The 23,772-nt window shown below is 67.7% G+C and carries 21 protein-coding genes; 6 read left to right on the forward strand and 15 right to left on the reverse strand.

Annotated features, from left to right (window positions below; all coding sequences use genetic code 11):
• Positions 1 to 346: 346 nt before the first annotated feature.
• The gene (locus tag H9Q09_RS17610; RefSeq protein ID WP_246716223.1) at positions 347 to 1,672 is read left to right on the forward strand and encodes a Ppx/GppA phosphatase family protein; all 1,326 of its coding nucleotides are present in this window, start codon (positions 347 to 349) and stop codon (positions 1,670 to 1,672) included.
• Positions 1,669 to 2,436 (forward strand): RlmE family RNA methyltransferase, encoded by a 768-nt coding sequence (locus H9Q09_RS17615; RefSeq protein ID WP_024349201.1) that lies wholly within the window; start codon positions 1,669 to 1,671, stop codon positions 2,434 to 2,436. Before H9Q09_RS17610 ends, H9Q09_RS17615 begins: the two co-directional genes overlap by 4 nt.
• 51 nt (positions 2,437 to 2,487) lie before the next feature.
• Here the strand turns inward: H9Q09_RS17615 and H9Q09_RS17620 are convergent, their stop codons facing one another.
• Positions 2,488 to 3,876, reverse strand: a complete 1,389-nt coding sequence (locus tag H9Q09_RS17620; protein WP_187392113.1) for an MFS transporter — start codon at positions 3,874 to 3,876, stop codon at positions 2,488 to 2,490.
• Positions 3,877 to 4,069: 193 nt separating this feature from the next.
• Between H9Q09_RS17620 and H9Q09_RS17625 the strand changes: the two genes are divergently transcribed.
• Positions 4,070 to 5,107, forward strand: a complete 1,038-nt coding sequence (locus tag H9Q09_RS17625; RefSeq protein WP_187392114.1) for an MBL fold metallo-hydrolase — start codon at positions 4,070 to 4,072, stop codon at positions 5,105 to 5,107.
• 67 nt (positions 5,108 to 5,174) lie between these two features.
• Here H9Q09_RS17625 and H9Q09_RS17630 read toward each other — a convergent pair whose 3' ends face one another.
• Positions 5,175 to 5,414, reverse strand: a complete 240-nt coding sequence (locus H9Q09_RS17630) for an excalibur calcium-binding domain-containing protein (protein WP_246716217.1) — start codon at positions 5,412 to 5,414, stop codon at positions 5,175 to 5,177.
• Between the two features lie 191 nt (positions 5,415 to 5,605).
• Here H9Q09_RS17630 and guaB point away from each other — a divergent pair, with 191 nt between their 5' ends.
• A complete protein-coding gene (gene guaB, locus H9Q09_RS17635; RefSeq protein ID WP_187392115.1) occupies positions 5,606 to 7,111 on the forward strand; it encodes an IMP dehydrogenase in 1,506 nt (501 codons plus the stop codon).
• Between the two features lie 55 nt (positions 7,112 to 7,166).
• On the opposite strand, the gene H9Q09_RS17640 is transcribed toward guaB, so the two are convergent.
• From H9Q09_RS17640 to H9Q09_RS17680, 9 genes are all read right to left on the reverse strand, one after another.
• A complete protein-coding gene (locus tag H9Q09_RS17640) occupies positions 7,167 to 7,472 on the reverse strand; it encodes a hypothetical protein (protein ID WP_187392116.1) in 306 nt (101 codons plus the stop codon).
• A 134-nt stretch (positions 7,473 to 7,606) separates the two neighbouring features.
• Positions 7,607 to 8,287 carry a ribulose-phosphate 3-epimerase gene (gene rpe, locus H9Q09_RS17645; RefSeq protein ID WP_187392117.1) on the reverse strand — a complete coding sequence of 227 codons (681 nt, stop codon included), beginning with the start codon at positions 8,285 to 8,287 and terminating at the stop codon, positions 7,607 to 7,609.
• A gap of 21 nt (positions 8,288 to 8,308) precedes the next feature.
• Positions 8,309 to 9,250 (reverse strand): CbbX protein, encoded by a 942-nt coding sequence (gene cbbX / locus H9Q09_RS17650; protein WP_029702687.1) that lies wholly within the window; start codon positions 9,248 to 9,250, stop codon positions 8,309 to 8,311.
• Positions 9,251 to 9,380: 130 nt separating this feature from the next.
• Positions 9,381 to 9,803: a ribulose bisphosphate carboxylase small subunit gene (locus H9Q09_RS17655; protein WP_024349209.1), complete on the reverse strand. Its 423-nt coding sequence runs from the start codon at positions 9,801 to 9,803 to the stop codon at positions 9,381 to 9,383.
• A 114-nt stretch (positions 9,804 to 9,917) separates the two neighbouring features.
• On the reverse strand, positions 9,918 to 11,378 hold the full coding sequence (locus H9Q09_RS17660; protein ID WP_187392118.1) for a form I ribulose bisphosphate carboxylase large subunit: 1,461 nt from the start codon (positions 11,376 to 11,378) through the stop codon (positions 9,918 to 9,920).
• Between the two features lie 174 nt (positions 11,379 to 11,552).
• Positions 11,553 to 12,635: a class II fructose-bisphosphate aldolase gene (fba, locus tag H9Q09_RS17665; protein ID WP_024349211.1), complete on the reverse strand. Its 1,083-nt coding sequence runs from the start codon at positions 12,633 to 12,635 to the stop codon at positions 11,553 to 11,555.
• A gap of 34 nt (positions 12,636 to 12,669) precedes the next feature.
• Entirely contained in the window at positions 12,670 to 14,670 is a 2,001-nt protein-coding gene (gene tkt / locus H9Q09_RS17670) for a transketolase (protein WP_187392119.1), read from the reverse strand.
• A gap of 26 nt (positions 14,671 to 14,696) precedes the next feature.
• Positions 14,697 to 15,572 carry a phosphoribulokinase gene (locus H9Q09_RS17675; protein WP_187392120.1) on the reverse strand — a complete coding sequence of 292 codons (876 nt, stop codon included), beginning with the start codon at positions 15,570 to 15,572 and terminating at the stop codon, positions 14,697 to 14,699.
• Between the two features lie 56 nt (positions 15,573 to 15,628).
• Entirely contained in the window at positions 15,629 to 16,666 is a 1,038-nt protein-coding gene (locus tag H9Q09_RS17680) for a class 1 fructose-bisphosphatase (RefSeq protein WP_187392121.1), read from the reverse strand.
• 129 nt (positions 16,667 to 16,795) lie between these two features.
• On the opposite strand from H9Q09_RS17680, the gene H9Q09_RS17685 reads away from it, so the two are divergent.
• Positions 16,796 to 17,788 carry a LysR family transcriptional regulator gene (locus H9Q09_RS17685; protein WP_187392122.1) on the forward strand — a complete coding sequence of 331 codons (993 nt, stop codon included), beginning with the start codon at positions 16,796 to 16,798 and terminating at the stop codon, positions 17,786 to 17,788.
• Between the two features lie 10 nt (positions 17,789 to 17,798).
• Here H9Q09_RS17685 and fni read toward each other — a convergent pair whose 3' ends face one another.
• The gene (fni, locus tag H9Q09_RS17690; RefSeq protein ID WP_187392123.1) at positions 17,799 to 18,869 is read right to left on the reverse strand and encodes a type 2 isopentenyl-diphosphate Delta-isomerase; all 1,071 of its coding nucleotides are present in this window, start codon (positions 18,867 to 18,869) and stop codon (positions 17,799 to 17,801) included.
• 148 nt (positions 18,870 to 19,017) lie between these two features.
• On the opposite strand from fni, the gene H9Q09_RS17695 reads away from it, so the two are divergent.
• The gene (locus H9Q09_RS17695) at positions 19,018 to 19,974 is read left to right on the forward strand and encodes a polyprenyl synthetase family protein (protein ID WP_187392124.1); all 957 of its coding nucleotides are present in this window, start codon (positions 19,018 to 19,020) and stop codon (positions 19,972 to 19,974) included.
• A gap of 109 nt (positions 19,975 to 20,083) precedes the next feature.
• On the opposite strand, the gene H9Q09_RS17700 is transcribed toward H9Q09_RS17695, so the two are convergent.
• From H9Q09_RS17700 to crtY, 3 genes are read right to left on the reverse strand one after another with little or no spacing between them, the layout of a single operon-like run.
• The gene (locus H9Q09_RS17700; RefSeq protein WP_187392125.1) at positions 20,084 to 21,073 is read right to left on the reverse strand and encodes a phytoene/squalene synthase family protein; all 990 of its coding nucleotides are present in this window, start codon (positions 21,071 to 21,073) and stop codon (positions 20,084 to 20,086) included.
• Between the two features lies 1 nt (position 21,074).
• A complete protein-coding gene (locus H9Q09_RS17705; RefSeq protein ID WP_210315415.1) occupies positions 21,075 to 22,589 on the reverse strand; it encodes a phytoene desaturase in 1,515 nt (504 codons plus the stop codon).
• Positions 22,586 to 23,770, reverse strand: a complete 1,185-nt coding sequence (gene crtY, locus H9Q09_RS17710; RefSeq protein ID WP_187392126.1) for a lycopene beta-cyclase CrtY — start codon at positions 23,768 to 23,770, stop codon at positions 22,586 to 22,588. Before crtY ends, H9Q09_RS17705 begins: the two co-directional genes overlap by 4 nt.
• Positions 23,771 to 23,772 lie beyond the last annotated feature (2 nt).

Genomic DNA, 23,772 nt, shown 5'->3' on the forward strand with positions numbered 1-23,772 from the left:
TGCTGCACCGGACGCCGGAAGCCGGCACGGGCATGAGCGTGGGACGGCGGACACCCTGAACGACCGCCATGCCCCTGAACCCGGCAATGCCGATGGGCCGGGCGACAAGGGCCCGCGCGGCCCGTCCGGCTCCGGACGGAAGGATCAGCGAAAGGAACGGGCCCGCCCCGGCCAAGGGGCCGCTTCCGGGCAGCGCGCCTCTGCGCCCGAGACATCCGGGTCGAGCGCGCCGGCGACGTCGCACGCCCGCAAGGATGAAGCCGCCCCGCGCGGAGCATCCGCCGATGCGTCGCCGACGGGCGCGCAGGCTGATTCCGCCTCCTCGACTACCGTCGACGGCGCGCCGCTGACCAAGCGCAAGCGCCGCCGGCGGCGCAAGACTGGCAAGAACGCCGCGGCGCAACCGGCGGCGCGCGTCGACGCGCCTGAAGACACCGCCGCGAACGAGGCGCCGGCGGATGCACCGGCTCGGCCGAAGCCGGGGCGCAAGCCGCGTCGGCGCCGGTCGCGGCGCTTTGCCGGGGCCAGCGGACCGCCCGCGCCGGCGCATGCGGATGCCGGCTCGCCAGCCGCGCCGCTCAGTCAGCCTGCCCCCGGCCCCGCAGCGAACGACCACGCGGCGCCCACGGTGCCTGCCGCGCCCATGCCGCCGCCCGTGCGGCGGGCGCCGGTCTATGCGGCCCTCGATCTCGGCACCAACAATTGCCGGCTCTTGATCGCCATTCCGACCCGGCCCGGGCAGTTCCGGGTGATCGACGCCTTCTCGCGCATCGTGCGCCTTGGCGAAGGCCTCAGCCGCACCGGCAGCCTGTCGCGCGGCGCCATGGACCGGGCGATCGCGGCGCTGGCGATCTGCGCCCAGAAGCTGTCGGCCCGCGATGTCGTGCGTTGCCGCCTGATCGCGACGGAAGCCTGCCGCGCCGCGGCCAACGGCGCCGAATTCATCGAGCAGGTGGCGCGCGAGACCGGGCTGGAACTGGAGATCGTCTCCCGCGAGACAGAGGCGCGGCTGGCCGTGTCGGGCTGCGGATCGCTGATCGAGCGCTCGGCCCGCGGCGCGGTGCTGTTCGACATCGGCGGCGGCTCGTCGGAGATCGCGCTGCTCGACCTGCGCGGCCGCGACACCCGCCGGCTGTCGAAGCAGATCGTCGCCTGGACCTCGCTGCCGGTCGGGGTGGTGACCCTGGCCGAGCGCCATGGCGGCCGCGACGTGACGCCCGAGATCTTCGAGGCGATGATCCAGGAAACCGTCGAGATGATCCGCGGCTTCAAGGGCCGCGACAAGCTCGGCGCGCTGGTCGGCACCGACCGCTTCCACCTCCTGGGCACCTCCGGCACGGTGACGACGCTGGCCGGCGTGCACCTGAAGCTGGAGCGCTACGACCGGCGCCAGGTCGACGGCCTCTGGCTGACGGACCTGGAAGCCGACGAGTTGGTCGCCCGAATTGCCGGCTGGAGCTTCGAGGAACGGATCGCCAACCCTTGCATCGGCAGCGATCGCGCCGATCTGGTACTGGCAGGCTGCGCGATCCTGCAGGCGATCCGCAGGGTCTGGCCGGCCCCGACCCTGCGCGTGGCTGATCGCGGCCTGCGCGAGGGCCTTTTGATGGAAATGATGGTCGCTGACGGCGTCTGGCGCCGCAGGGATCCGACAAGGAATACCGGGACATGAGCGGCGGACGCAGCGACAGTCGAGGCATGACCGTCAAGGTCAAGAAGAAGCGCGGGCTCAAGCTCTCGTCCCGGCGCTGGCTCGAGCGCCAGCTCAACGATCCCTATGTGCGGCGCGCCAAGGCTGACGGCTATCGCTCGCGCGCGGCCTACAAGCTGATCGAGATGGACGACCGCTACAAGCTGCTGAAGCCCGGCCACCGGATTGTCGATCTGGGCGCGGCGCCCGGCGGCTGGTGCCAGGTCGCCGTCGATCGGACCGGCTCGACGGCCGCCGACGTCCGGGTCGTTGGCATCGACTATCTGACCGTTGAGCCGGTTGCCGGCGCGACGATCCTGCTCATGGACTTCCTCGACGATGCGGCGCCTGACAAGCTGATGGAAACCCTCGGCGAGGCGCCGGACATCGTCCTGTCGGATCTGGCGGCGCCGACCACCGGCCATCGTCCGACCGATCATATCCGGACCATGCATCTCTGCGACGTCGCCGCCGACTTCGCCATCCGCACCCTGAAGCCGGGCGGGCACTTCCTCGCCAAGACCTTCCAGGGCGGCACCGAGCGCGAATTGCTGACGCTGCTGAAGCGCCACTTCGTCAGCGTCCATCACGTCAAACCACCCGCCTCCCGCGAGGGATCGGTGGAGCTCTACATCCTCGCCAAGAGCTTCAAGGGCAAACGCGCCGAAGCCGAGGAATTGGGCGACGAGGTCGAGGATCCGAGGATCCATGACCAGGCCGACGAGGACGCCGGCCCGCTCGGCTGAGACGGGACCCCGGATACGGCTTGCGCCAGACGTGCCGGGAGCCGCGCCGCCCTACTCGGCGGGAACGCGGCGACCGGATACCTCGCTGCCGGCCTCGCGGCCCATGGGGATGAAGGCGAAGGCCGCCGATACCGTGATCAGCCCGACCACGAGGAAGGCGGCGGAGAAATCCACCGGCGCAGCCATTTCGCGGCCGGACATCACCATGCCGATTTCCAGCACCGCACCGGCCACCGCGACCCCCGTGGCGATCGCCACCTGCTGCAGCGCGCCCATCATCGCGGTGGCGTCGCCCGTCGATTCGCGTGGCACGTCGGCGAAGGCCAGCGCGTTGATCGAGGTGAAGAACAGCGAACGGAAGAACCCGCCGACGAGCAGCAACGGGATCAGCACGGCCAGCGATATGTCGGGCCGGTAGAGCCCGAGGGCCGCCGTCAGCGCGCCGCCGACGATGGTCGTCACGACCAGCGTGGTGCGGAAGCCGAAGCGCTGCAGGATCGGCTTGGCCAGGAGCTTCATGGCCATGGCGCCGCCGATGGCGACGCAGGTGACCAGCCCCGATTCCAGCGGCGTATAGCCGAAGCCGAGCTGCAGCATCAGCGGCAGGAGGAAGGGAACCGCGCCCGAACCGATGCGGAACAGCGCCCCGCCGGTGACGGCCGCGCGCAGCGTGGTGATCCGCAAGAGCGACAGCCGCAGCACCGGCTGGTCGATGCGGCGCGCATGGCGTACGAACAGGCCCGCCGCGACCGCGCCGGCGAGCGCCATGGCGACGCCGAAGGCCGGCGGCAGCGCCGGCAGCGACACCACCGACAGGCCGAAGACGATGCCGGCGCAGGCAAAGCCGGACAGGAGAAACCCCGGCCAATCGAAATGCACGCCCGCCACCCGGTCGACCTTGGGCAGGAACCGTCCGGCCAGCCAGATGCCGACGACGCCGATCGGCAGATTGATCAGGAAGATCCAGCGCCAGTCGGCATAGGTGGCGATGGCGCCGCCCACCGGCGGGCCGATCAGCGGTCCCATCAGCGCGGGGATGGTGAACCAGGCCATGGCGCCGACAAGGTCGGATTTCGGCACGGCCCGCACCAGCAGCAGCCGCCCGACCGGCGTCATCATCGCCCCGCCCATGCCCTGCAGGAAACGGGCGACGACGAAGGCGCCGAGCGAATCGGCCATGGCGCAAGCGAGCGATCCCACGACGAACACCGCGATCGCCAGCCGGAAGACGAGTTTCGGCCCCCAGTGATCGGCGATCCGCCCGGAGATCGGGATGAACACCGCCAGCGACACGTAATAGCTGGTCAGGGCGAGCTTGAGCGCGATCGGGCTCGTGCCGATGTCTGCGGCGATCGCCGGAAGCGAGGTCGCGATGACCGTCGAGTCCATGTTCTCCATGAACAGCGCGACGGCGAGCACGACCGGAACGATGCGGTTCAACTGCGGTCCTCGGGGTATGGATAAGGCGGGCTTAGGGACGCCGAGAAGACATAGGCCGAAGCGGGCGAAATGGCAGCCCGTTCGCCCGGCGCCTCTTCAACAAGCCGTGCGAATGGTTGCCGGCCGTCTTCGACGGGCCAGTTGACGTTCCTGCACCCATTCTCATTCCGATCTTCGACGATACGAGGTTTCCATGAGCAAGCCCACCGATGCACGATCTCTCTTCAGCCGCCGCACCGCCCTGCAACTCGCGGCCGCCGGCGGCGCGGCCATGACCGGCATCATGCAGGGCCGCGCCGCCCATGCGCAGGACCAGTCGACGGCCGCCGCGGCGGCCAGCGAACGGGCGCGCATGCCGTCGCCGGGCTGGCACCGGATCGAACTCGGCGATGCCCGCATCACCACGATCCTCGACGGGCTGCGGCCGGGCGAAGGCCCCTACCCCACCTTCGGCGCCGACCAGAGCCAGGAGGCGATGGCCGAGCTGATGCGGGCGAACTACCTGCCCGAGACCCAGTTCGTGAACGGCTTCACGCCGGTGCTCGTCGAACTCGACGACAATCTCGTCCTGTTCGACACCGGCTTTGGCGAATCCGGCAAGGAGAACGGCTTCGGCAAGCTGGTCGAGCGGATGGCGGAAGCCGGCTACGGGCCGGACGACGTGACCATCGTGGTCCTCACGCATTTCCACGGCGACCATATCCAGGGCCTGATGACCGGAGGCGAGCCGACCTTCCGCAATGCCCGCTATGTCGCCGGCCAGGCCGAGTTCGACTGGTGGACGTCGGACGAGGCCAAAAACGGCGACCGCGCCGGTGGCGCCAAGCTGGTCGAACAGATGGTCGTGCCGCTGAAGGACAAGATGACCTTCGTCGCCGAGGGTGACGAGGTCGTGTCCGGGATCACCGCCATGGAGGCCTTCGGCCACACCCCCGGCCACCTGATCTTCGAGATCGCCTCGGGCGACCGCCGCCTGTGGCTGACCGCCGACACCGCCAACCATTTCGTCGCTTCGCTGCAGAAGCCGGACTGGGAGGTCAGGTTCGACCAGGACAAGGACGCTGCGGCCGCGACCCGCAAGCGCGTCTTCGACCGGATCGCCGAGGAGCGCATTCCGTTCATCGGCTACCACATGCCCTTCCCGGCCATCGGCTATGCCGAAAAGCTGGACGGCGGCGGCTACCGGTTCATTCCGGAAACCTACCAGCTGGATGTCGACGCAGACGCCTGATCGGCCATCCGACGTTTCCAGACCAGGGCGGAGCCATCGGCTCCGCCCCGGTCCTTGATGCTTAGAATCAGCGCGAACAGCCGATCTCGGCCATGATCGCCACGACATCGGCACGTGACCGGCAGACATTCTCGCAAGGGATGCCGTCCTTGTCGCGATCAGCGCCCCGATGCTGGCCCGCGCACCATGCGATGACGGCCTCGCGGCAGCTCCGATAAGACTTGCAACTGGCGGCATGTGCTTCGGCGCCGAGCGCCAGAATCATCAGGGCCGCCAGCCCCAATGCGCGCAATTGTCTGATCGTCATGTCTGGAAGATACCGTTCCTAAGCTGTCCTTACGACCATCTCCCAGAGCCGGCACATTGCGTCAAGCGGTCGGAAGCGCCGAATGTCAGCCCCGCTTTCCAATGTCATGATGGCGTGCTAGCAGCCCTTGCCAATCCTTCTCCCGCCGACTCGCGCTCCTGCCGGCGGACGCATCGTTCAAGAGGACTGGCATGGCCCGCATCATCGACACCGCAACCGGCGGCACAGCACTGACTTTCGACGACGTCCTGCTGCAGCCGGGACATTCGGAAGTCATGCCGGGCCAGGTCGACGTGCGCACGGCAATCACCCGCACGCTGAAGCTCAACATCCCGATCCTGTCTGCGGCGATGGACACGGTCACCGAGGCGCGGCTGGCCATTGCGATGGCGCAGGCCGGCGGCATCGGCGTCATCCACCGCAATCTCACCCCGGTCGAGCAGGCCGAGGAGGTCCGCCAGGTCAAGAAGTTCGAAAGCGGCATGGTGGTCAATCCGGTCACCATCGGCCCGGACGCGACGCTGGGCGACGCCCGCGCGCTGATGACCCAGCACAACATCTCCGGCATTCCGGTCGTCGAGAACGGCGGTTCGGGCGGCCAGAACCGCGGCAGGCTGGTCGGCATCCTGACCAATCGCGACGTGCGCTTCGCCTCCGACGATCGCCAGCCGATCCACGAGCTGATGACCAAGGAAAAGCTGATCACGGTCCGCGACAATGTCGATCAGGACGAGGCCAAGCGGCTCCTGCACCATCACCGCATCGAGAAGCTGCTGGTCGTCGATGACCAGCACCATTGCATCGGGCTGATCACCGTCAAGGACATCGAGAAGTCGCAGCTCAATCCGAGCGCCTCGAAGGACGTCCATGGCCGGCTGCTCGCGGCCGCCGCCACCAGCGTCGGCGACGACGGCTTCGAGCGCGCCGAGCGGCTGATCGACGCCGGCATCGACCTCCTGGTCATCGATACCGCGCATGGCCATTCCCAGAAGGTGCTGGACGCCGTCGCGCGGGTGAAGCGCATGTCCAACGAGGTCCAGATCCTCGCCGGCAACGTGGCGACCCCGGACGGCACCAAGGCGCTGATCGACGCAGGCGCCGACGGCGTCAAGGTCGGTATCGGCCCCGGCTCGATCTGCACCACCCGCATCGTCGCCGGCGTCGGCATGCCGCAGTTGTCGGCCATCATGGGCGCCGCCGAGGAAGCCAACAAGGCCGGCATCCCGGTCATCGCCGATGGCGGCATCAAGTTCTCGGGCGATCTGGCCAAGGCGCTGGCCGCGGGTGCGTCGGCCGCGATGATCGGCTCGCTGCTGGCCGGCACCGACGAGAGCCCCGGCGAGATCTACCTGCACCAGGGCCGTTCCTACAAAGCCTATCGCGGCATGGGCTCGGTCGGTGCCATGGCGCGCGGCTCGGCCGATCGCTACTTCCAGGCGGAAGTGCGCGACACGCTGAAGCTGGTGCCCGAGGGCATCGAGGGACAGGTCGCCTACAAGGGGCAGGTTGCGGCCGTGCTGCATCAGCTGACCGGCGGCCTGCGCGCGGCGATGGGCTATGTCGGGGCGGCGACGCTGGAGGATTTCCGGCGCGATGCGCGCTTCGTGCGCATCTCCAATGCGGGGCTGCGCGAGAGCCACGCCCATGACGTGACCATCACCCGAGAGAGCCCGAACTATCCGGGCCAGCTGGTCTGAGAAGAGAAGTCGGCGCTTCCTGCTTATGGCGGGAAGCGCTGCGATGGTCCGGGTATCAGACCCGGGCGACCCGCTCGGTCTGCTGCACCGGCGGCACCAGGTTCGAATTGGCGATCGGCTTCGGCCAGGTCCGCGCATGGGACAGGTGACCGTCGGCATAGGCGATCAGGACGTCGCCCGGTCGCGGGATCGAGCGCATGAAGAAGCTTTCGCGCACCGGAACGATCCGCGGGCCTTCGGCATCGCGCACCGTGATCTCTCGCCTGGCGATATCGACCTGCAGGATTTCCGTCACATCGACGAGGTTGTCGAGGTGCCGCGTCCGCCCGGTTCCGTTTCTCAGCTTCTGAACAGGCATCATCAACTCTCCATCCCGGGTATAGCCAAGGACGGAACGAGAGAATATTCCTGTCGGTTCCCTTGCTAATACCGCCGAAATCACTGTCCGGCTAACGACGCTGGCAGTCGAAGCAACTCGCCCCGCTCGCCGTCCGCTCAGGCGGCGACGACTCCGCTCCCCGCCGCGCGGATCGCCGCGATATTGGCGCGGTAGTGCTCGGGCGTGCCGCCCTTGAACACCGCCGATCCGGCGACCAGCACGTTCGCGCCGGCCTCGACCACCAGCGGGGCGGTCTCGGGCGTCACGCCGCCGTCGATCTCGATATGGATGTCGCGATCGCCGATCATCGCCTTCACCCGCCGCACCTTCTCCACGACTGAAGGAATGAAGGCCTGGCCGCCGAAGCCCGGATTGACGGTCATCAAGAGCACCAGGTCGAGCCGGTCGAGCACATAGGCGATGACGTCCTCGGGGGTCGACGGGTTGAGCGAGACGCCGGCCTTCTTGCCGAGATTGCGGATCGCCTGGAGCGACCGGTCGAGATGCTTCGTCGCCTCGGCATGGACGGTGATGTAGTCGCAGCCGGCTTCGGCGAAGGCTTCCAGATACGGATCGCACGGCTCGATCATCAGATGGCAGTCGAAGATCTTCGGCGAAGCGCCGCGCACCGCCTTGATGACCGGCGGGCCGAAAGTGATGTTCGGCACGAAATGCCCGTCCATCACGTCGAGATGGATCCAGTCCGCCCCGGCCTGGTCGACGGCTGCCACCTCTTCGCCGAGGCGCGCGAAATCCGCCGAAAGGATCGAGGGGGCGATGATGACGGGCTTGGCCATTTCAGTCTCCTGCCTGTTCTGTCAGCCCGGCGCCGAGGCCGGTTCCGGGTCCGCGCCGGCGAAGACGCGGCTGGCGGCGATGTCGGCTGCTTCGATGCGCGAAAGCGCCTCCGCGTTCAAGGGCCCGCCATCCAGTTCGAACAATCGGTTCGCCTGGCGCAGCCGCGCCCGGTCGAGGGCGTTGCGGATCGAGCGGGCATTGGCGAAATGCGGCTGCGTCCGGCGCCGCGCAATATAGCGGGCGAGAACGGCCTTGGCGTCCCCGGTCAGATGGTAGTTCTGGCGTTCCAGCATGCCGACCGAGATCTCCAGCAATTCGTCGTCGGAATAGTCCGGAAAGTCGATGTGGTGGGCGATGCGCGACCGGAAGCCGGGATTGCTCGCGAAGAAGGTGTCCATCCGGTCGGCATAGCCGGCGAGGATCACCACGAGGTCGTCGCGCTGGTTCTCCATCACCTGCAGCAGGATCTCGATCGCCTCCTGGCCGTAGTCGCGCTCGTTCTCCGGCCGGTAGAGATAATAGGCCTCGTCGATGAACAGGACGCCGCCCATCGCCTTCTTCAGGATGTCGCGGGTCTTGGGAGCCGTATGGCCGATATACTGGCCGACCAGATCGTCGCGGGTCACCGACACCAGATGCCCCTTGCGGATATAGCCGAGGCGGTGGAGGAGGTTCGCCATCTTCATCGCCACCGTGGTCTTGCCGGTGCCGGGATTGCCGGTGAAGCTCATGTGCAGCGTCGGCGTGTCGTGGGCCAGTCCCAGCCGCTTGCGGGCCCGCTCGACGAGCAGCAGCGCCGCCGTCTCGCGAATGCGCTTCTTGACCGGCGCCAGACCGATCAGTTCGCGGTCGAGCTCGTCGAGAACATCCGCGACGCCGGCATCGCGATATTCCTGCCGAAGATCGATGGCCGTCGGCGTGTCCTCGCCCGGCGCGTCCTGGGTCTCGGATTCTGCATCCATCGTCCTGCTCCTCGATCCATCATGCAGCGGTCACAGGCTGGAAGGGCGGGCGAAGCCGCCCTCCCCGTCTGCTGCTCTGCCCGCATCCTCCCTCTCCCGCCAGGAAGAGGGAGCGCTGCTCAACCGACGGCTACTCGGCGTAGCGGGCGCCTTCCGGCCTGTCGGCAGCGTAGGATTCCGTCGTGTAGCGGATGGTGCGGCCTTCCATTTCCGAGCGGCGAAGCCGGAATCCCGGCTCGTTGGCCGGCCGGTTGACGATGAAGGACAGCTTCACCGACTCCCAGCCCGCAGTGGAATCGAAGGCCGACATGCGGATGTAGCGGTCGCCATGGACCTTGCGGCACTCGGTGAATTCCATCATCACGCCGGCCGCATCGGCGATGTCGAACATCGGGTGGCCCCACATGTCCCAGTAGGTATTGCGCGGATGCGGGTCGTCGGTGTGCTCCAGATTCACCGCCCAACCATTGTCGAGGCAGTACTGGATCTGCGCAGTGATCTGCGTGTCGGTGAGGTCGGGCAGGAAAGAGAAGGCCCCTTGGGTGATGCGCATGGTCGATATCCTCTTCGGGTTGCGGCGCCAGGCTTCGCAAGCCGCGCCGGCCGGGTTCGATCGATGGGGAGGACGGGGCGTTGGGAGGCTCGCCCCGTCCTGACGCGGGATGGATCAGGCCGAGGCCGTTGCCGTCACCGCGTAGTCGGGGGAATCGGTCGAGGTGTAGTTGAAGGTCACGTCCTTCCACGTCTCGAGCGCCTGCTGCAGCGGCGTGCAGCTCCTCGCCGCCTCCTGCAGGATCTCCGGTCCCTCATTGACGAGGTCCCGGCCCTCGTTACGGGCGAGAACCATGCATTCCAGCGCCACCCGGTTGGCGGTCGCGCCGGCGGCGATGCCCATGGGATGGCCGATCGTGCCGCCGCCGAACTGCAGCACGGTGTCCTCGCCGAGAAGATCGAGGAGCTGGTGCATCTGGCCGGCATGGATGCCGCCCGAGGCCACCGGCATCATCTTGTTGAGCGAGGCCCAGGGCTGGTCGAAGAAGATGCCGTTCTCGAGCTTCTGGTGGGTGAACTCGTCCCGGCAGATGTCGTAATAGCCCTTGGTCGTCGCCGGATCGCCCTCCAGCTTGCCGACGACCGTGCCGGCATGGATGTGGTCGACACCGGCCAGCCGCGCCCATTTGGCGATCACGCGGAACGACACGCCGTGGGTCTTCTGGCGGGTATAGGTCGAGTGGCCCGCCCGGTGCAGATGCAGGATCATGTTGTTGCGCCGCGCCCATTTGGCCATGGACTGCATGGCGGTCCAGCCGATGACGAGGTCGATCATGATGATGTTGGAGCCGAGGTCCCTGGCGAACTCGGCGCGCTCGTACATGTCCTCCATGGTGGCGGCGGTGACGTTGAGATAGGTGCCCTTGATTTCGCCGGTGGCGGCCTGGGCCTTGTTCACCGCTTCCATGCAGTAGAGAAACCGCTCGCGCCAATCCATGAAGGGCTGCGAGTTGATGTTCTCGTCGTCCTTGGTGAAGTCGAGCCCGCCCTTCAGCGCCTCGTAGACGACGCGGCCGTAATTGCGGCCCGACAGGCCGAGCTTGGGCTTCACCGTGGCGCCGAGCAGCGGCCGGCCGAACTTGTCCAGGCGTTCGCGCTCGACGACGATGCCGGTCGCCGGCCCCTGGAAAGTCTTCACATAGGCGGTCGGCAGGCGCATGTCCTCCAGCCGCAGGCCCTTCAGCGGCTTGAAGCCGAAGACATTGCCGATGATCGAGGCTGTCAGATTGGCGATCGAGCCGTTCTCGAACAGGTCGAGATCGTAGGCGATATAGGCGAAATACTGGTCGTCGGTGTTCGGCACCTGGTCGACGCGGTAGGCCTTGGCCCGGTACTTCTCGGCTGCCGTCAGCCGGTCGGTCCACACGACGGTCCAGGTCGCGGTGGAAGATTCGCCGGCCACCGCCGCCGCCGCCTCGATCGGATCGACGCCGTCCTGGGGCGTGATCCGGAAACAGGCGATGACGTCCGTTTCCTTGGGTTCATAGTCGGGCTCCCAATAGCCCATCTTGCGGTATTCCATGACACCGGACTTGTAGCGGTCCTTGCCCTTGATGGTCTGCGAGCCCTGATCCATGACGGTCCTCCTTCGTTGATCCCGGTTGCGTCCGCAGCGCCGTTTCCGGCGAATTTCGGACAAGCGTCTCCCTTCGGCACGAAAGGGGTTTCGCGCCGTCCATTCAGGCAAGTCTGTCAGTTTCGGTGCCGCAGGGCCCGGCCGGTTAGGTTACCGGCCGGGAGAGTTGTCGCCTCAGGCGGCGGCGGCGTGCGCTTCGATGCGCGGGTCGAGTTCGCCGCCGGCATAGCGGGCGGCCATCGCGTCGAGCGACAATACGCGGATCTTCGAGGCCTGGCCGGCACAGCCGAAGCGCTCGTAACGGTCGAGGCAGAGGGTCTTCAGCGCGTCCATGGCGGGGATCATGAACTTGCGCGGATCGAACTCCTCCGGCTTCTCCATGGCCACCTTGCGGAACTGCCCGGTCATCGCCATCCGGCAGTCGGTGTCGATATTGACCTTGCGCACGCCATGCTTGATGCCGCGCACGATCTCGTCCACCGGCACGCCGTAGGTCTCGCGCATGCGGCCGCCATACTGGTTGATGATGGCCTGCAGCTCTTCCGGCACCGAGGAGGAGCCGTGCATGACGAGATGGGTGTTCGGCAGCTTGGCGTGGATTTCCTCGATGATGTTCATCGCGAGGATGTCGCCATCCGGCTTGCGGGTGAACTTGTAGGCGCCATGCGAGGTACCCATAGCGATGGCCAGGGCGTCCACATGGGTCTGCCGCACGAAGTCCACCGCCTGGTCCGGATCGGTGAGCAGCTGGTCTTCCGACAGCTTGCCCTCGAAGCCGTGGCCGTCCTCCTTCTCGCCCTCGCCGCTTTCCAGCGAACCGAGGACGCCGAGCTCGCCCTCGACCGAGGCGCCGACCCAGTGCGCCATGCGCGTCACCCGCTCGGTGATGGCGACGTTGTACTCGTAGGAGGCCGGCGTCTTCATGTCGGCCTCGAGCGAACCATCCATCATCACCGAGGTGAAGCCGTGGCGGATCGCCGTCAGGCAGGTCTGCTCGTCATTGCCATGGTCCTGATGGATGCAGACCGGGATCTGGGGGAACATCTCCACCAGGGCCTCCATCATCTTTTCCAGCATGATGTCCTTGGCGTAGGAGCGGGCGCCGCGCGACGCCTGCATGATGACGGGGGCGTCGCTTTTCGCCGCCGCCTCCATGATCGCGAGACCCTGCTCCATGTTGTTGATGTTGAAGGCAGGCACGCCGTAACCGTTCTCGGCGGCGTGATCGAGAAGCTGGCGAAGTGTGATCTTTGCCATGTCTAGATGTCCCTCCTGAACCGATCCGGTGCCATCACGCGATCTCCAGCGCCGCGTCGACGACGGCCTGCGGCGTGATGCCGAACTTCTCGTAGAGCTGCGGCGCGGGTGCCGAGGCGCCGAAGCCGGTCATGCCGATGAAGCGGCCATTCTCGCCGATCCAGCGATCCCAGCCGAGCCGGGCGGCCGCCTCGATGGCGATGCGCGGCGCCGTGCCGAGGACCGACTTGCGGTAGGCCTCGTCCTGCTCCTCGAAGAGATCGAGGCAGGGCATCGACAGCACCGCCGCCTGCTTGCCGGATTCGGCCAGCGTCTTGGCTGCGGCGAGCGCGATCTCGACTTCCGAACCGGTGGCCATGATGGTCACGTCGCGCGGGCCGTCGGCCTCCTTCAGGACGTAGCCGCCGCGGGCCGAGCGGTTCTCGCCGACATCGCCGGCGCGCACCGTCGGCAGGCCCTGGCGGGTCAGCGCGAGCACCGACGGACGATGGCGCTCGGTCAGCGCGATCTCCCAGCACTCGGCGGTCTCGATCGCGTCGGCCGGCCGGAACACCAGGAGGTTCGGCGTCGCCCGCAGCATCGCCAGATGCTCGATCGGCTGATGGGTCGGACCGTCCTCGCCAAGCCCGATGGAATCGTGGGTCAGCACGTAGACGACGCGCAGCCCCATCAGCGCCGACAGGCGGATCGCCCCGCGGGCATAGTCGGCGAAGACCAGGAACGTGCCGCCATAGGGCACGAAGCCGCCATGCAGGGCGAGGCCGTTCATCGCCGCGGCCATGCCGTGCTCGCGCACGCCGTAATGGATGTAGCGGCCGGAGAAGTCGTCCGGGGTGATCGACTGCATGCCCTTGGTCAGGGTGTTGTTGGAGCCGGTCAGATCGGCCGAACCGCCGATGGTCATGTCGGTGACGCGGTTGATGACCTCCAGCGCCATCTCGGACGCCTTGCGGGTGGCGACCTTCGGTGCATCGGCCGACAGGGCCTGCCGGAAGGAGGCGAGCTCGCCGGCAAGACCCGACGGCAGGGTCGTGGCGACGGCGGACTGGAAGCGCTCGCGATCGGCGCTCGACGCCAGCCGCTTCTCCCAGGTCTCGCGCGCCTCGCGGCCGCGTGTGCCGACCTCGCGCCAGCCCTTGACGACCGCCTCGGGCAGCTCGAACGGCTCGGACTTCCAGACCAGTTGCTCGCGGGCCAGCGCGATCTCCTCGTCGCCCAGCGCCTCGCCATGGGCCTTGGCGGTGCCGCCGCGATTGGGCGCGCCGTAGCCGATGATGGTCTTGCAGGCGATGAAGGCCGGCTTGTCGCTCTTGCGCGCCTCGGCGATCGCCGCCTCGACGGCGTCCGCGTCGTGGCCGTCGACGGCCCAGGTGTTCCAGCCGGCCGCCTTGAAGCGGGCGATCTGGTCGGTGGCGGTGGCGATGTCGACCTTGCCGTCGATGGAGATGCCGTTGTCGTCCCACAGGACCACGAGCTTGGACAGCTTCAGCGTGCCGGCCAGGTCGATGGCCTCGTGGCTGATGCCCTCCATCAGGCAGCCGTCGCCGACGATGGTGTAGGTGTAGTGGTCGACGAGATCACCGCCGAAGCGGGAATGCATCATGCGCTCGGCGAGCGCCATGCCGACGGCGGTGGACAGGCCCTGGCCGAGCGGCCCGGTGGTCGTCTCGATGCCCAGCGCGTGGCCGTATTCGGGATGGCCGGCCGTGCGACTGCCGAGCTGGCGGAAATTCTTCAGCTGCTCGATGTCCATGTCGGCATAGCCGACCAGATGGTGCAGCGCGTAGAGCAGCATCGAGCCGTGGCCGGCCGACAGGACGAAGCGGTCGCGATCCGGCCAGTCGGGGCGCGACGGGTCGATGTTGATGAACTTCTGGAACAGGACGGTGGCGACGTCGGCCATGCCCATCGGCATGCCGGGATGACCGGACTTCGCCCGCTGCACGGCGTCCATGGCGAGGGCGCGGATGGCGTTGGCCATGTCGCGAGGATTGCGGTCGGTGGTTTCGGGCGATGGTTTCGCGGTCGAAGACATGGTTTGCATTCCTTTCGTCGAAGGCCTCAGGAGGCCCGTCGGCGTCTTTCCATCAGCTGCAGGATCAGCGGCGTCAGGATCAGTTGCATGGCGATGTCGAGCTTGTTGCCAGGCGCGACGATGGAGTTGGCACGGGACATGAAACTGCCGTGGATCATCGAGAGCAGATACGGAAAGTCTATCCCGCGCGGGTTGGCGAAGCGAATGACGATCATCGACTCGTCGGCCGTCGGAATCCAGCGAGCGATGAACGGATCGGATGTATCGACGATGGGCACCCGTTGAAAGTTGATATCGGTCCGCGCGAATTGCGGGCAGATATATTTCACATAGTCGGGCATCCGACGCAGGATGACGTCCATCACCGCATCCGTCGAATAGCCCCGGCTGGCCTTGTCCCGGTGGATCTTCTGGATCCACTCCAGATTGATGACGGGCACCACGCCGATCTTCAGATCGGCCAGCGGCGCGAGATCGACTGTATCGGTCTTCACGCAGCCATGCAGGCCCTCGTAGAAAAGTAGGTCGGACTCCTCGCCAAGCGAACTCCACTGCGAGAAGGTGCCCGGCGCGCTGCCGTAGATCTTCGCTTCCGCCTCATCGTGGATGTAGTGCCGGGTCTGGCCACGCCCCTTGCGACCGAACTCCGAGAACACCTCCTGCAGCCTGTCGAGAATGTTCGCCTCGGGGCTGAAATGGGAGAAGTTGCGGTTTCCGTTCCGCTCCTCCTCGGCCATCTTCTCCTTCATCGCCTGGCGGTCGTAGCGATGGAACGCGTCCCCCTCGATATAGGCCGCCTTGACGTGTTCGCGGCGGAAGATCTGGTCGAAGATGTTCTTGACCGACGTCGTGCCTGCTCCGGACGAACCGGTGATCGCGATGATCGGATGCTTGGTCGACATGCGATGTCCTCCCCCCCGGCCCGACACGCTCCCTCGCGCCGGGCCATTCCTCCTGCCTAGGTCCTGAACAGGCTGCGTTTGCCGAACAGCGGCGAGCGATCGGTCAGTGCCGACGGATCGGCCACGTAGCGGGCGACGCGGTCGACCTCGTGCTTCGAGCCGAAGACCAGCGGCGTGCGGGCATGCAGGTCACGCGGCACGATGTCGAGAATGCGCGACGACCCGTCGGTGGCGGCGCCGCCGGCCTGCTCGACGCAGAAGGCGACCGGATTGGCCTCGTAGACGAGGCGCAGGCGCCCCTCGGTGTAGCCCTTCCGACCGTCGCCCAGATACAGGAAGATGCCGCCGCGCACGAAGATGCGGTAGCAGTCGGCCACCATCGAGGCGATCCAGCGCATGTTGAAATTGCGCTCGCGCGGGCCTTCCTCGCCGGCCAGGCAATCGTCGATATAGCTGCGGATCTGCGGGTCCCAGTGGCGGTAGTTCGCGGCATTGGTGGCGAACTCGCTGGTCTCCTCGGGGATCGCCACCGAGCCGATATGCTCGACGAAGCCGCCGAAGCTCGGCGAGAACAGGAACACCCGCGTTCCCTTGCCGACCGACAGCACCAGCAGGAGCTGCGGCCCGTAGATGAAGAAGCCGGCGGCAAGCTGCCGGTTGCCCGGCTGCAGCAGCGCGCTGGTCGGATCGGAGCGATGCTCCTCGCCCACCGGCAAGAGCGAGAAGATCGTGCCGATCGAGACATTGGTGTCGATGTTGGACGAGCCGTCCAGCGGGTCGATGGCCAGGGCCAGCGGCGCAGCCGGGTCGATCACCACCGCGGCGTCCTGCTCCTCCGAGCCGTAGACGGCGATCGCCGAGGCCTTGGCGGCATCGAGGAACATCTGGTCCGCGACGATGTCGAGGGGCTTCTGCACGTCGCCGCCGGCATTGGTGTCGCCGCCGCCGGACCGGGCTTCGACGCCCCCCGCGATGATCGTGTTGCGAAGCTTGATCGAGGCGGCGCACAGCTGGCGAATGGTATCGGCGACCTGCCGGCCGATCGGGTCGGACCCGCATTCGGATCCCAGATGTGCGTCGAGAGACGATGACATGCATTCCTCCTGAGTGGCGTCGAGCGCTTCGGCTCCGTCCACTCGTCTATGGGTGGATGGTGGATTCTGCGAGCGCATAAGTAAAATTCATTCTCTTTACGGCATCAGTAAGTTCTTTTAGAAGAGGCCATGCGAACCCTGACACTGCGCCAGTTGCGATCGATCCAGGCGATCAACGAGCACCGTACCATCGCCGCAGCTGCGCGCCAGTTGGGTCTGACCCCGCCGGCCGTCACCCTGCAGGTGAAGCAGCTGGAGGACGATTTCGGCCTGGCGCTGTTCGACCGCACGAATGACGGCATGCGCCTCACCGCCGCCGGCGCCGCGGTTCTGGGCTCGGCCAACGCCATCGAGACGACCCTGCGCGCGCTCGCCGACGAGATCCAGGCGATCAAGGGCGTGAGGTCGGGCACCATCCGGCTCGGCGTGGTCTCCACCGCGAAATATTTCGCGCCCCGGCTGATCGCCGCCTTCCGGCGCGACTATCCCGACATCGAGATCCGGCTGATCGTCGGCAACCGGCTGGAGATCATCGAGCAATTGCGCGCCTACCGGCTGGACATCGCCCTGATGGGGCGCCCGCCGGTGGAGTTTCCGGCCGAGGCGACGGTGTTCGGCGATCATCCGCTGGTGATGATCGCGCCGCCCGACCATCCGCTGGCCGCAGCCCGCGAGATCACCCGCGAGCGCCTGCTCGAGGAGACCATCATCATCCGCGAGCCCGGCTCGGGCACGCGCGCGGCGCTGGCAATCTTCTTCGGCGACCATCCCGACGCCCTGGAGACGCGCACGGCCGAGATGGGCTCCAACGAGACCATCAAGCAGGCGGTGATGGCCGGGCTCGGCATCGCCTTCATCTCGGCCCACACCATCGCCTTCGAGGTGGAAACCGGACGGCTGGCGATTTTGGACGTGTCGCACATGCCGATCCGCCGGCAATGGTTCGCCGTCAGCCGCAAGGAGCGCATTCCCGCGCCCGCCGACATCGCCTTCAAGAATTTTCTGATGCAGCGCGGCGCCAGCTACCTGCCGCTGCTCGACCGGCTCTATCCGGCCGACGCCGGCGATGCAGCTTCACCGCAGGCCGCAGGCGAGACCGCAGAAGCGTCCTCCCCCGCGTAAGACCGACCAGTCAGAACGATCCCGGCCCGGCGGGCGACAGCAGCACGGCGCGCCGCAGGGCGGCCAGATCGGCCGATCCGGTGCAGAAGCAGGCGATCCGCAACTGCGCGATCACCTGCCGGAAATGCGCCACGGCGGCTTCCGGCGAGGCGTCTGCGCTGCCGAGCGAGGCGGCGGCCTGGCCGGCGAGATCGGCGCCGAGGCGGATCGCCTTGGCGGCGTCGAGCCCGTCGCGGATGCCGCCCGAGCCGATGACGATGGTCTCGGGACAGGCGGCCCGCACGTCGATGATCGCCCTTGCAGTCGAGATGCCCCAGTCGGAGAAGGCCAGCGCGGTGGCGCGCTGCGCGGGGTCCGGCGAACGCTCGGCCTCGACGGCGGCCCAGCTCGTGCCGCCGGCGCCGGCAACGTCTATGGCGTGGACGCCCGCATCGACCAGCCGCCGGGCGACCGTCGCCGAAATGCCGGCCCCGACTTCCTTGACCACGATCGGCACCGGCAGCGTGCGCGCCAGCTCGCCGATGGCCGCAAGGACGCCGCGCCAGTTCGTGTCGCCGCCCGACTGCACCGCTTCCTGCAGCGGGTTCAGATGCACGATCAGCGCGTCGGCATCGATCATGTCCACAGCCCGCCGCACCTCCGCCAGGCCGTAGCCGAGCACCAGTTGCGCCGCGCCGACATTGGCGAGGATCGGCACGTCCGGCGCCGCATCGCGCAACTGCCGGTCGAGCCCGCCCGAGGCGCGGCCCTCGATGGCGATGCGCTGCGAGCCGACCGCAAGGGCGATGCCGAGTGCCTGTGCCGCCTCGGCGAGATTGCGGTTGATGCGCGCCGCCCGTTCGGGCCCGCCGGTCATCGACGAGATCAGCAGCGGCGCTGCGAGCCGGCGGCCGAGAAACTGCGTCGACAGGTCGATCTCGGCCAGCGAGATCTCCGGCAGCGCGACATGTTCGAAGACGATCTGCGACAGGCCGCTGTCGGCCCGCCGCGCCGCCAGCGAGGGATGCAGCACGATGTCGAGATGATCGCTCTTGCGCGCGGCGATGTCGCCGGCGGCCGGTGTGTCTCCTGAGACGCTCACGTAACCCTATGTCCTATCGTCGCAGATTGCGAAACCGGACGCTCCCCGGTCGTCGCGTTTGCCAATGATCGTGTTAGCATCAGTTGCAACGTCACGTGTAGCGAATGACCCGTGACAAAATGCCAGAACCGAAGGCGACCCTCCCGGCATGACGTGCAATGAAACCGACGGCTTCAGGACCGAGGCTGCCGCCCTGATCGCCAGGATCGACGCGCGGCTGGCGGTGCTGGTGCCCCGCGCCCTGCCCGGCCAGACCGGGCTCGACCTGGCGATCCGCGAAAGCGTCCTGGCACCCGGCAAGCGCCTGCGGCCGATGATGGCGGCGCTGACGGCAGGCGATCTCGGCGGCGACGAGGGCGTGGCGGTCGATGCCGGCTGCGCCGTGGAGATGGTGCATGCCTCCTCGCTGATTCTCGACGATCTGCCCTGCATGGACGACGCCACGATGCGCCGCGGCAGACCGGCGGCCCATGTCACCCACGGCGAGGATGTCGCCGTCCTGTCGGCGATCGCCATCCTGTCCGGCGCCTACGAGATGCTCGCCAGGGTAGAGGGCCTGTCGCCGGCCGCGCGGCTCGAGGCGGTGACGGTGCTGACCCGCGCCGTCGGCGTCGAAGGCCTCGTCGGTGGCCAGTTCGCCGACCTGCGCGGCGGCCGCGCCGAACGACCGCTCCACGAGATCGCGGCGACCAACGGCCGCAAGACCGGCGCGCTGTTCCTGGCCGCCGTCGAGATCGGCGCGATCGCGGCAGGTGCCGGCGAGACGACCCGCGCGCATCTGCGCGGCTTTGCCACCGAGCTCGGTCACGCCTTCCAGCTCCTCGACGACCTGCTCGATGGCGGCCCGAGCGCCGCCACCATCGGCAAGGACGTCAACAAGGACGCCGGCAAGTCGACCATCGTCTCGATGCTGGGCCGTGCCTCGGTGGAGCATCGGATCGAACGGCATGTGGAAGCTGCCCATGGCGAGCTGACCCTGGTGTTCGGCGCGTCGAGCCGGCTGCATCGCCTCACCGACGCGATCGTCGCCCTGCCCGGCAGAACCGTCGCCGACACGGCGTGCGACGAGACGCGATTTCGCGAACCCGAAGCCGGCGCACGCTGACGATCCGGTTCACCGGGTCAGCGCAGACAGCCGACTACGCACGCCCCGATCTCGTTTGCATCCGAAGCCTGTGCCGATACCGCCGGGCTGCCCGGTGGCCTGAGCCGGCCTAGCGCGCGGGGCCCGTCAGCCGGGGCCGGGTCCACAACGCCTCGGAGCGACCGGCCGGTCCGCCGCGCCGCGCCAGTGCCGCCTTGGCTGCGCCGCGGGCGACATGGCCGAGCTTCTGCCGCCGCCCGGTAGAGACGCGCGCGTCCCAGGCATTGGCGCCCAGCCCCTTCACCTGCATGCCGATCTCGCGATAGACGCCGTGCGCCGTCGCGACCGCCCAGGCCGAGCGCGGCGGCAGTTCCCGCAGGCCGTGGAAGGCCGAGGCGTAATAGGGCTCGGCGAGATCGATCAGCCGGTTGGCGACCAGCGAGACCACGGGACGCTGGCGCGGATCGGCGAGATCGCCGGGTTTCAGATCGGCGTCGGCCAGCCATTCGGTCGGCAGATAGACCCGGCCGGCCCTCGCATCCTCGACGATGTCGCGGGCGATGTTGGTGAGCTGAAAGGCGATGCCGAGATCGCTGGCGCGGTCGAGGGTGGTCTCGTCCTTCGCCCCCATCACCATGCTCATCATCACGCCGACGACGCCGGCGACATGGTAGCAATAGGTCAGCGTGTCGGTGACGGTCGCGTAATGCCGCTCCTCGACATCCATCCGGTAGCCTTCGAGATGCTGCAGCAGCAGCTCCTGCGGCAGGCCGTGCCGGGCCACGACATCGGCGACGGCGCGAAAGCTGGGATGCGAGGTCGGCTCGCCGCGCAGGGCCGCCAGCGTCTCCGCTTCCAGCAGCGCCAGCCGTTCCGCGCCCGAGCCGAGCGTGCCGAGCGGCCGCCGGGCAAAGCCCAGCACCTGGTCGTCGATGGTGTCGTCGCAATGCCGGCACCAGGCATAGAGCATCATGGCGCTGCGCCGGGTCTCGGCATCGAACAGTCTGGCCGCTGCCGCGAAGCTCCTGGAGCCCTTGGCGATCGTATCCTCGGCCATGGCCGCCAGATCGGCCCGCGCCGCCGGGTCCAGCGGCACGGCGATGGGTTGGGAGGCGAGCATCTCAGGCTCTCGAATCGGCGATCATCAGCCCGGCCGTCGCCTTGGCGGACCCGACGACACCCGGCACGCCGGCGCCCGGATGGGTGCCCGCGCCGACGAAATAGAGATTGGGAATGTCGGCATCGCGATTGTGCGGCCGGAACCAGGCGCTCTGGGTCAGCACCGGATCGAGCGAGAAGGCCGAGCCGACATGGGCGTTCAGCTCGTCGCGGAAATCGAATGGCGTGAAGATGCGGCTGGTCACGAGGTCGGCCCTGAGATCGGGAATGTAGCGTTCTTCGAGATAGTCGAGGATGCGGTCCCGGTATTTCGGCCCCTCGATCTCCCAGTCGATGTCGGTATTGCCGAGATGCGGAACCGGGGCGAGGACATAATAGCTGCCCGCGCCCTCCGGGGCCAGCGAGGGATCGGTGGCGCAGGGGCTGTGCAGATAGAGCGAGAAATCGCCGGGCAGTTCACCGCCCTTGAAGATCTCGTCGATCAGCGGCCGGTAGCGCGGCCCGAAGCAGACCGTGTGATGCTGCAGCTCCGGCCGGTGACGCTTGAGGCCGAAATAGATCACGAAGAGCGACATGGAGAAGCGCCGCGCCTTGAGGCGCTTGGCCTCCTTCTCGCCGCGCCGGGTGCCCGCCATCAGCGTGCCGTAGGTATGGACCACGTCGGCATTGGAGGCGATGCGGTCGGCCTCGAAGCGGCGACCGTCCTTCAGCACCACGGCCTTCGCCCTGTCGCCCTCCACCTCGATCTGCGCCGCTTCGGCCGACAGTTCGACCCGGCCGCCCATATCCTCGAACAGCCTGACGAGGCCGCGAACCAGCGCGCCGGTGCCGCCGCGCGGGAACCAGACGCCCCATTCGCGCTCCAGCGCATGGATGAGCGCGTAGATCGAGGAGGTGGCGAAGGGATTGCCGCCGACCAGCAGCGAATGGAAGGAGAAGGCCTGCCGAAGCTGCTCGTCCTCGATATATTGCGAAACCTTGGAATAGACGCTGCGCCAGGCCTGCAGCTTCGCCAGCTGCGGCCCGGCCTTGACCATGTCGCGGAAATTGAGGAACGGCACCGTGCCGAGCTTCTCGTAGCCCTCGCGGAACACCTCCCGCGAATAGGCCAGGAATTTGCGATAGCCCTCGATGTCGGCCGGGTTCTTCGCATGGATCTGGCGATCCAGCTCGTCTTGGTCGTTGGCATAGTCGAAGCTGTAGCCGTCTTCCCAGCAGAGGCGGTAGAAGGGCTTTACCGGCAGGAGCTCGACATAGTCCGCCATCTTCCGGCCGGCGGCCGTGAACAGCTCTTCCAGCGCCGAGGGATCGGTGATCACCGTCGGACCGGCATCGAAGACGAAGCCCTGATCCTCGTAGACATAGGCGCGGCCGCCCGGCTTGTCGCGCTTCTCCAGAAGCGTCGTCTGGATGCCGGACGCCTGCAGGCGAATGGCCAGCGCCAGCCCGCCGAAGCCGGAGCCGATGACGATGGCCGTGCGCTCGCCCGCTCCCGCGCCGTTCATCGTAGCGCTCATGCCAGTTCCCCTGTGAGGCGGTGCCGTGCCAGCACCTTCAATGCGTTGCCGACGGGCACGGGCGACCGCCCCGTCATGATGCGGACCATGTCCAGCCGTGACAGCTGCGCCGCGTAGAAGCGGCCGATCAGCGTGTCGGGCAGCCGGTGGAAATGCTGCAGGATCTCGTAGCGCCTCGACGGGACACCGGCGAAGAACAGGAGCCGGTTGAGCAGGCGAAAGAAGCCCCGCCCCCGCCACGCCGCCACCGAATGCGCCCGCGTCGCGGCAAAGACCGCGCCGGCCGACAGGTCGGTGAGGCCCGCGAGCCGGTCGGCAAGGCGCACCGCGTCGGGTAGCGAATAGCCGGTGGTCGGGTGAAACAGCGCCGCCGCAAGTCCCGTCGCCGGAACGCCCTTTCTGTCGGCCCAGAAGGCGTCGATGTCGCCGTCGAGCGCGATCGGCAGGACGCCGCGTTCCTCGCGCAGCACCGCTTTCGCCGTCCAGCCATGGGTTGCGAGGTAATCCGCGATGGTCGCGCGCAACCGGTCCTCGGACAGGGCCGGCCCGTCGGCGTAATAGGTGTCCTCGACGAGCAGCGTCGTCGCGGTCAGCGGCAGGACGTAGACGAAACGATAGCCGTCCTCCTGCGCCACCGTCGCGTCCATGATGATCGGCCGCGACAGACCGTGCGGCGCTGCAAGTTCGATCTCCTGGCCGAGGAATTTCTGGAAGCCGAGGGTCAGATGCGGGCTCGGCGCATGGCCGCGGCCGTCGATGACGCAAGCAGCGGCGATCTCGCGCCCGTCCTCCAGGCTGAGCGTCGTCGGCGTGACCGCCCGCACTGGGGCCTGCGTCTCGATCCGGTCGCCGAGTTCTGCGTCGATCACCGCCCGGAACTGTTCCGAGGACACGCTGCGATAGCCCGTTTCGATCCGGCGTCGGCGCTGGGGAAAGCGCACGTCATAGGCATCCCAGCGATAGCGGACGAAGGGCGCCAGCCAGTCGTGTTCGGCGGCGCTGAGGTCGCCGGCGTGAAACGACCATGTGTGGTTGCCGCCGACTTCCTCGCCGGCCTCGAAAACGCGGATCGACAGCTCCGGCCGCGCACGCACCAGCCGGTATGCGGCAAGACCATTGGCCAGGCCGCCGCCCACGAACGCCACGTCGATCGGTCTGTCGTGGCGCTCGACGCCGTTCATGC

The organism is Aurantimonas sp. DM33-3 (assembly GCF_014334315.1).
Classification (GTDB): domain Bacteria; phylum Pseudomonadota; class Alphaproteobacteria; order Rhizobiales; family Rhizobiaceae; genus Aurantimonas; species Aurantimonas coralicida.

Bases quoted from the DNA above. Each gene is read 5' to 3' on its own strand.
- H9Q09_RS17615 (WP_024349201.1), top strand. From the start codon at position 1,669: ATGAGCGGCGGACGCAGCGACAGTCGAGGCATGACCGTCAAGGTCAAG.
- H9Q09_RS17625 (WP_187392114.1), top strand. From the start codon at position 4,070: ATGAGCAAGCCCACCGATGCACGATCTCTCTTCAGCCGCCGCACCGCC.
- H9Q09_RS17630 (WP_246716217.1), bottom strand. From the start codon at position 5,414: ATGACGATCAGACAATTGCGCGCATTGGGGCTGGCGGCCCTGATGATT.
- guaB (WP_187392115.1), top strand. From the start codon at position 5,606: ATGGCCCGCATCATCGACACCGCAACCGGCGGCACAGCACTGACTTTC.
- H9Q09_RS17640 (WP_187392116.1), bottom strand. From the start codon at position 7,472: ATGATGCCTGTTCAGAAGCTGAGAAACGGAACCGGGCGGACGCGGCAC.
- rpe (WP_187392117.1), bottom strand. From the start codon at position 8,287: ATGGCCAAGCCCGTCATCATCGCCCCCTCGATCCTTTCGGCGGATTTC.
- cbbX (WP_029702687.1), bottom strand. From the start codon at position 9,250: ATGGATGCAGAATCCGAGACCCAGGACGCGCCGGGCGAGGACACGCCG.
- H9Q09_RS17655 (WP_024349209.1), bottom strand. From the start codon at position 9,803: ATGCGCATCACCCAAGGGGCCTTCTCTTTCCTGCCCGACCTCACCGAC.
- H9Q09_RS17660 (WP_187392118.1), bottom strand. From the start codon at position 11,378: ATGGATCAGGGCTCGCAGACCATCAAGGGCAAGGACCGCTACAAGTCC.
- fba (WP_024349211.1), bottom strand. From the start codon at position 12,635: ATGGCAAAGATCACACTTCGCCAGCTTCTCGATCACGCCGCCGAGAAC.
- tkt (WP_187392119.1), bottom strand. From the start codon at position 14,670: ATGTCTTCGACCGCGAAACCATCGCCCGAAACCACCGACCGCAATCCT.
- H9Q09_RS17675 (WP_187392120.1), bottom strand. From the start codon at position 15,572: ATGTCGACCAAGCATCCGATCATCGCGATCACCGGTTCGTCCGGAGCA.
- H9Q09_RS17680 (WP_187392121.1), bottom strand. From the start codon at position 16,666: ATGTCATCGTCTCTCGACGCACATCTGGGATCCGAATGCGGGTCCGAC.
- H9Q09_RS17685 (WP_187392122.1), top strand. From the start codon at position 16,796: ATGCGAACCCTGACACTGCGCCAGTTGCGATCGATCCAGGCGATCAAC.
- H9Q09_RS17695 (WP_187392124.1), top strand. From the start codon at position 19,018: ATGACGTGCAATGAAACCGACGGCTTCAGGACCGAGGCTGCCGCCCTG.
- H9Q09_RS17700 (WP_187392125.1), bottom strand. From the start codon at position 21,073: ATGCTCGCCTCCCAACCCATCGCCGTGCCGCTGGACCCGGCGGCGCGG.
- H9Q09_RS17705 (WP_210315415.1), bottom strand. From the start codon at position 22,589: ATGAGCGCTACGATGAACGGCGCGGGAGCGGGCGAGCGCACGGCCATC.
- crtY (WP_187392126.1), bottom strand. From the start codon at position 23,770: ATGAACGGCGTCGAGCGCCACGACAGACCGATCGACGTGGCGTTCGTG.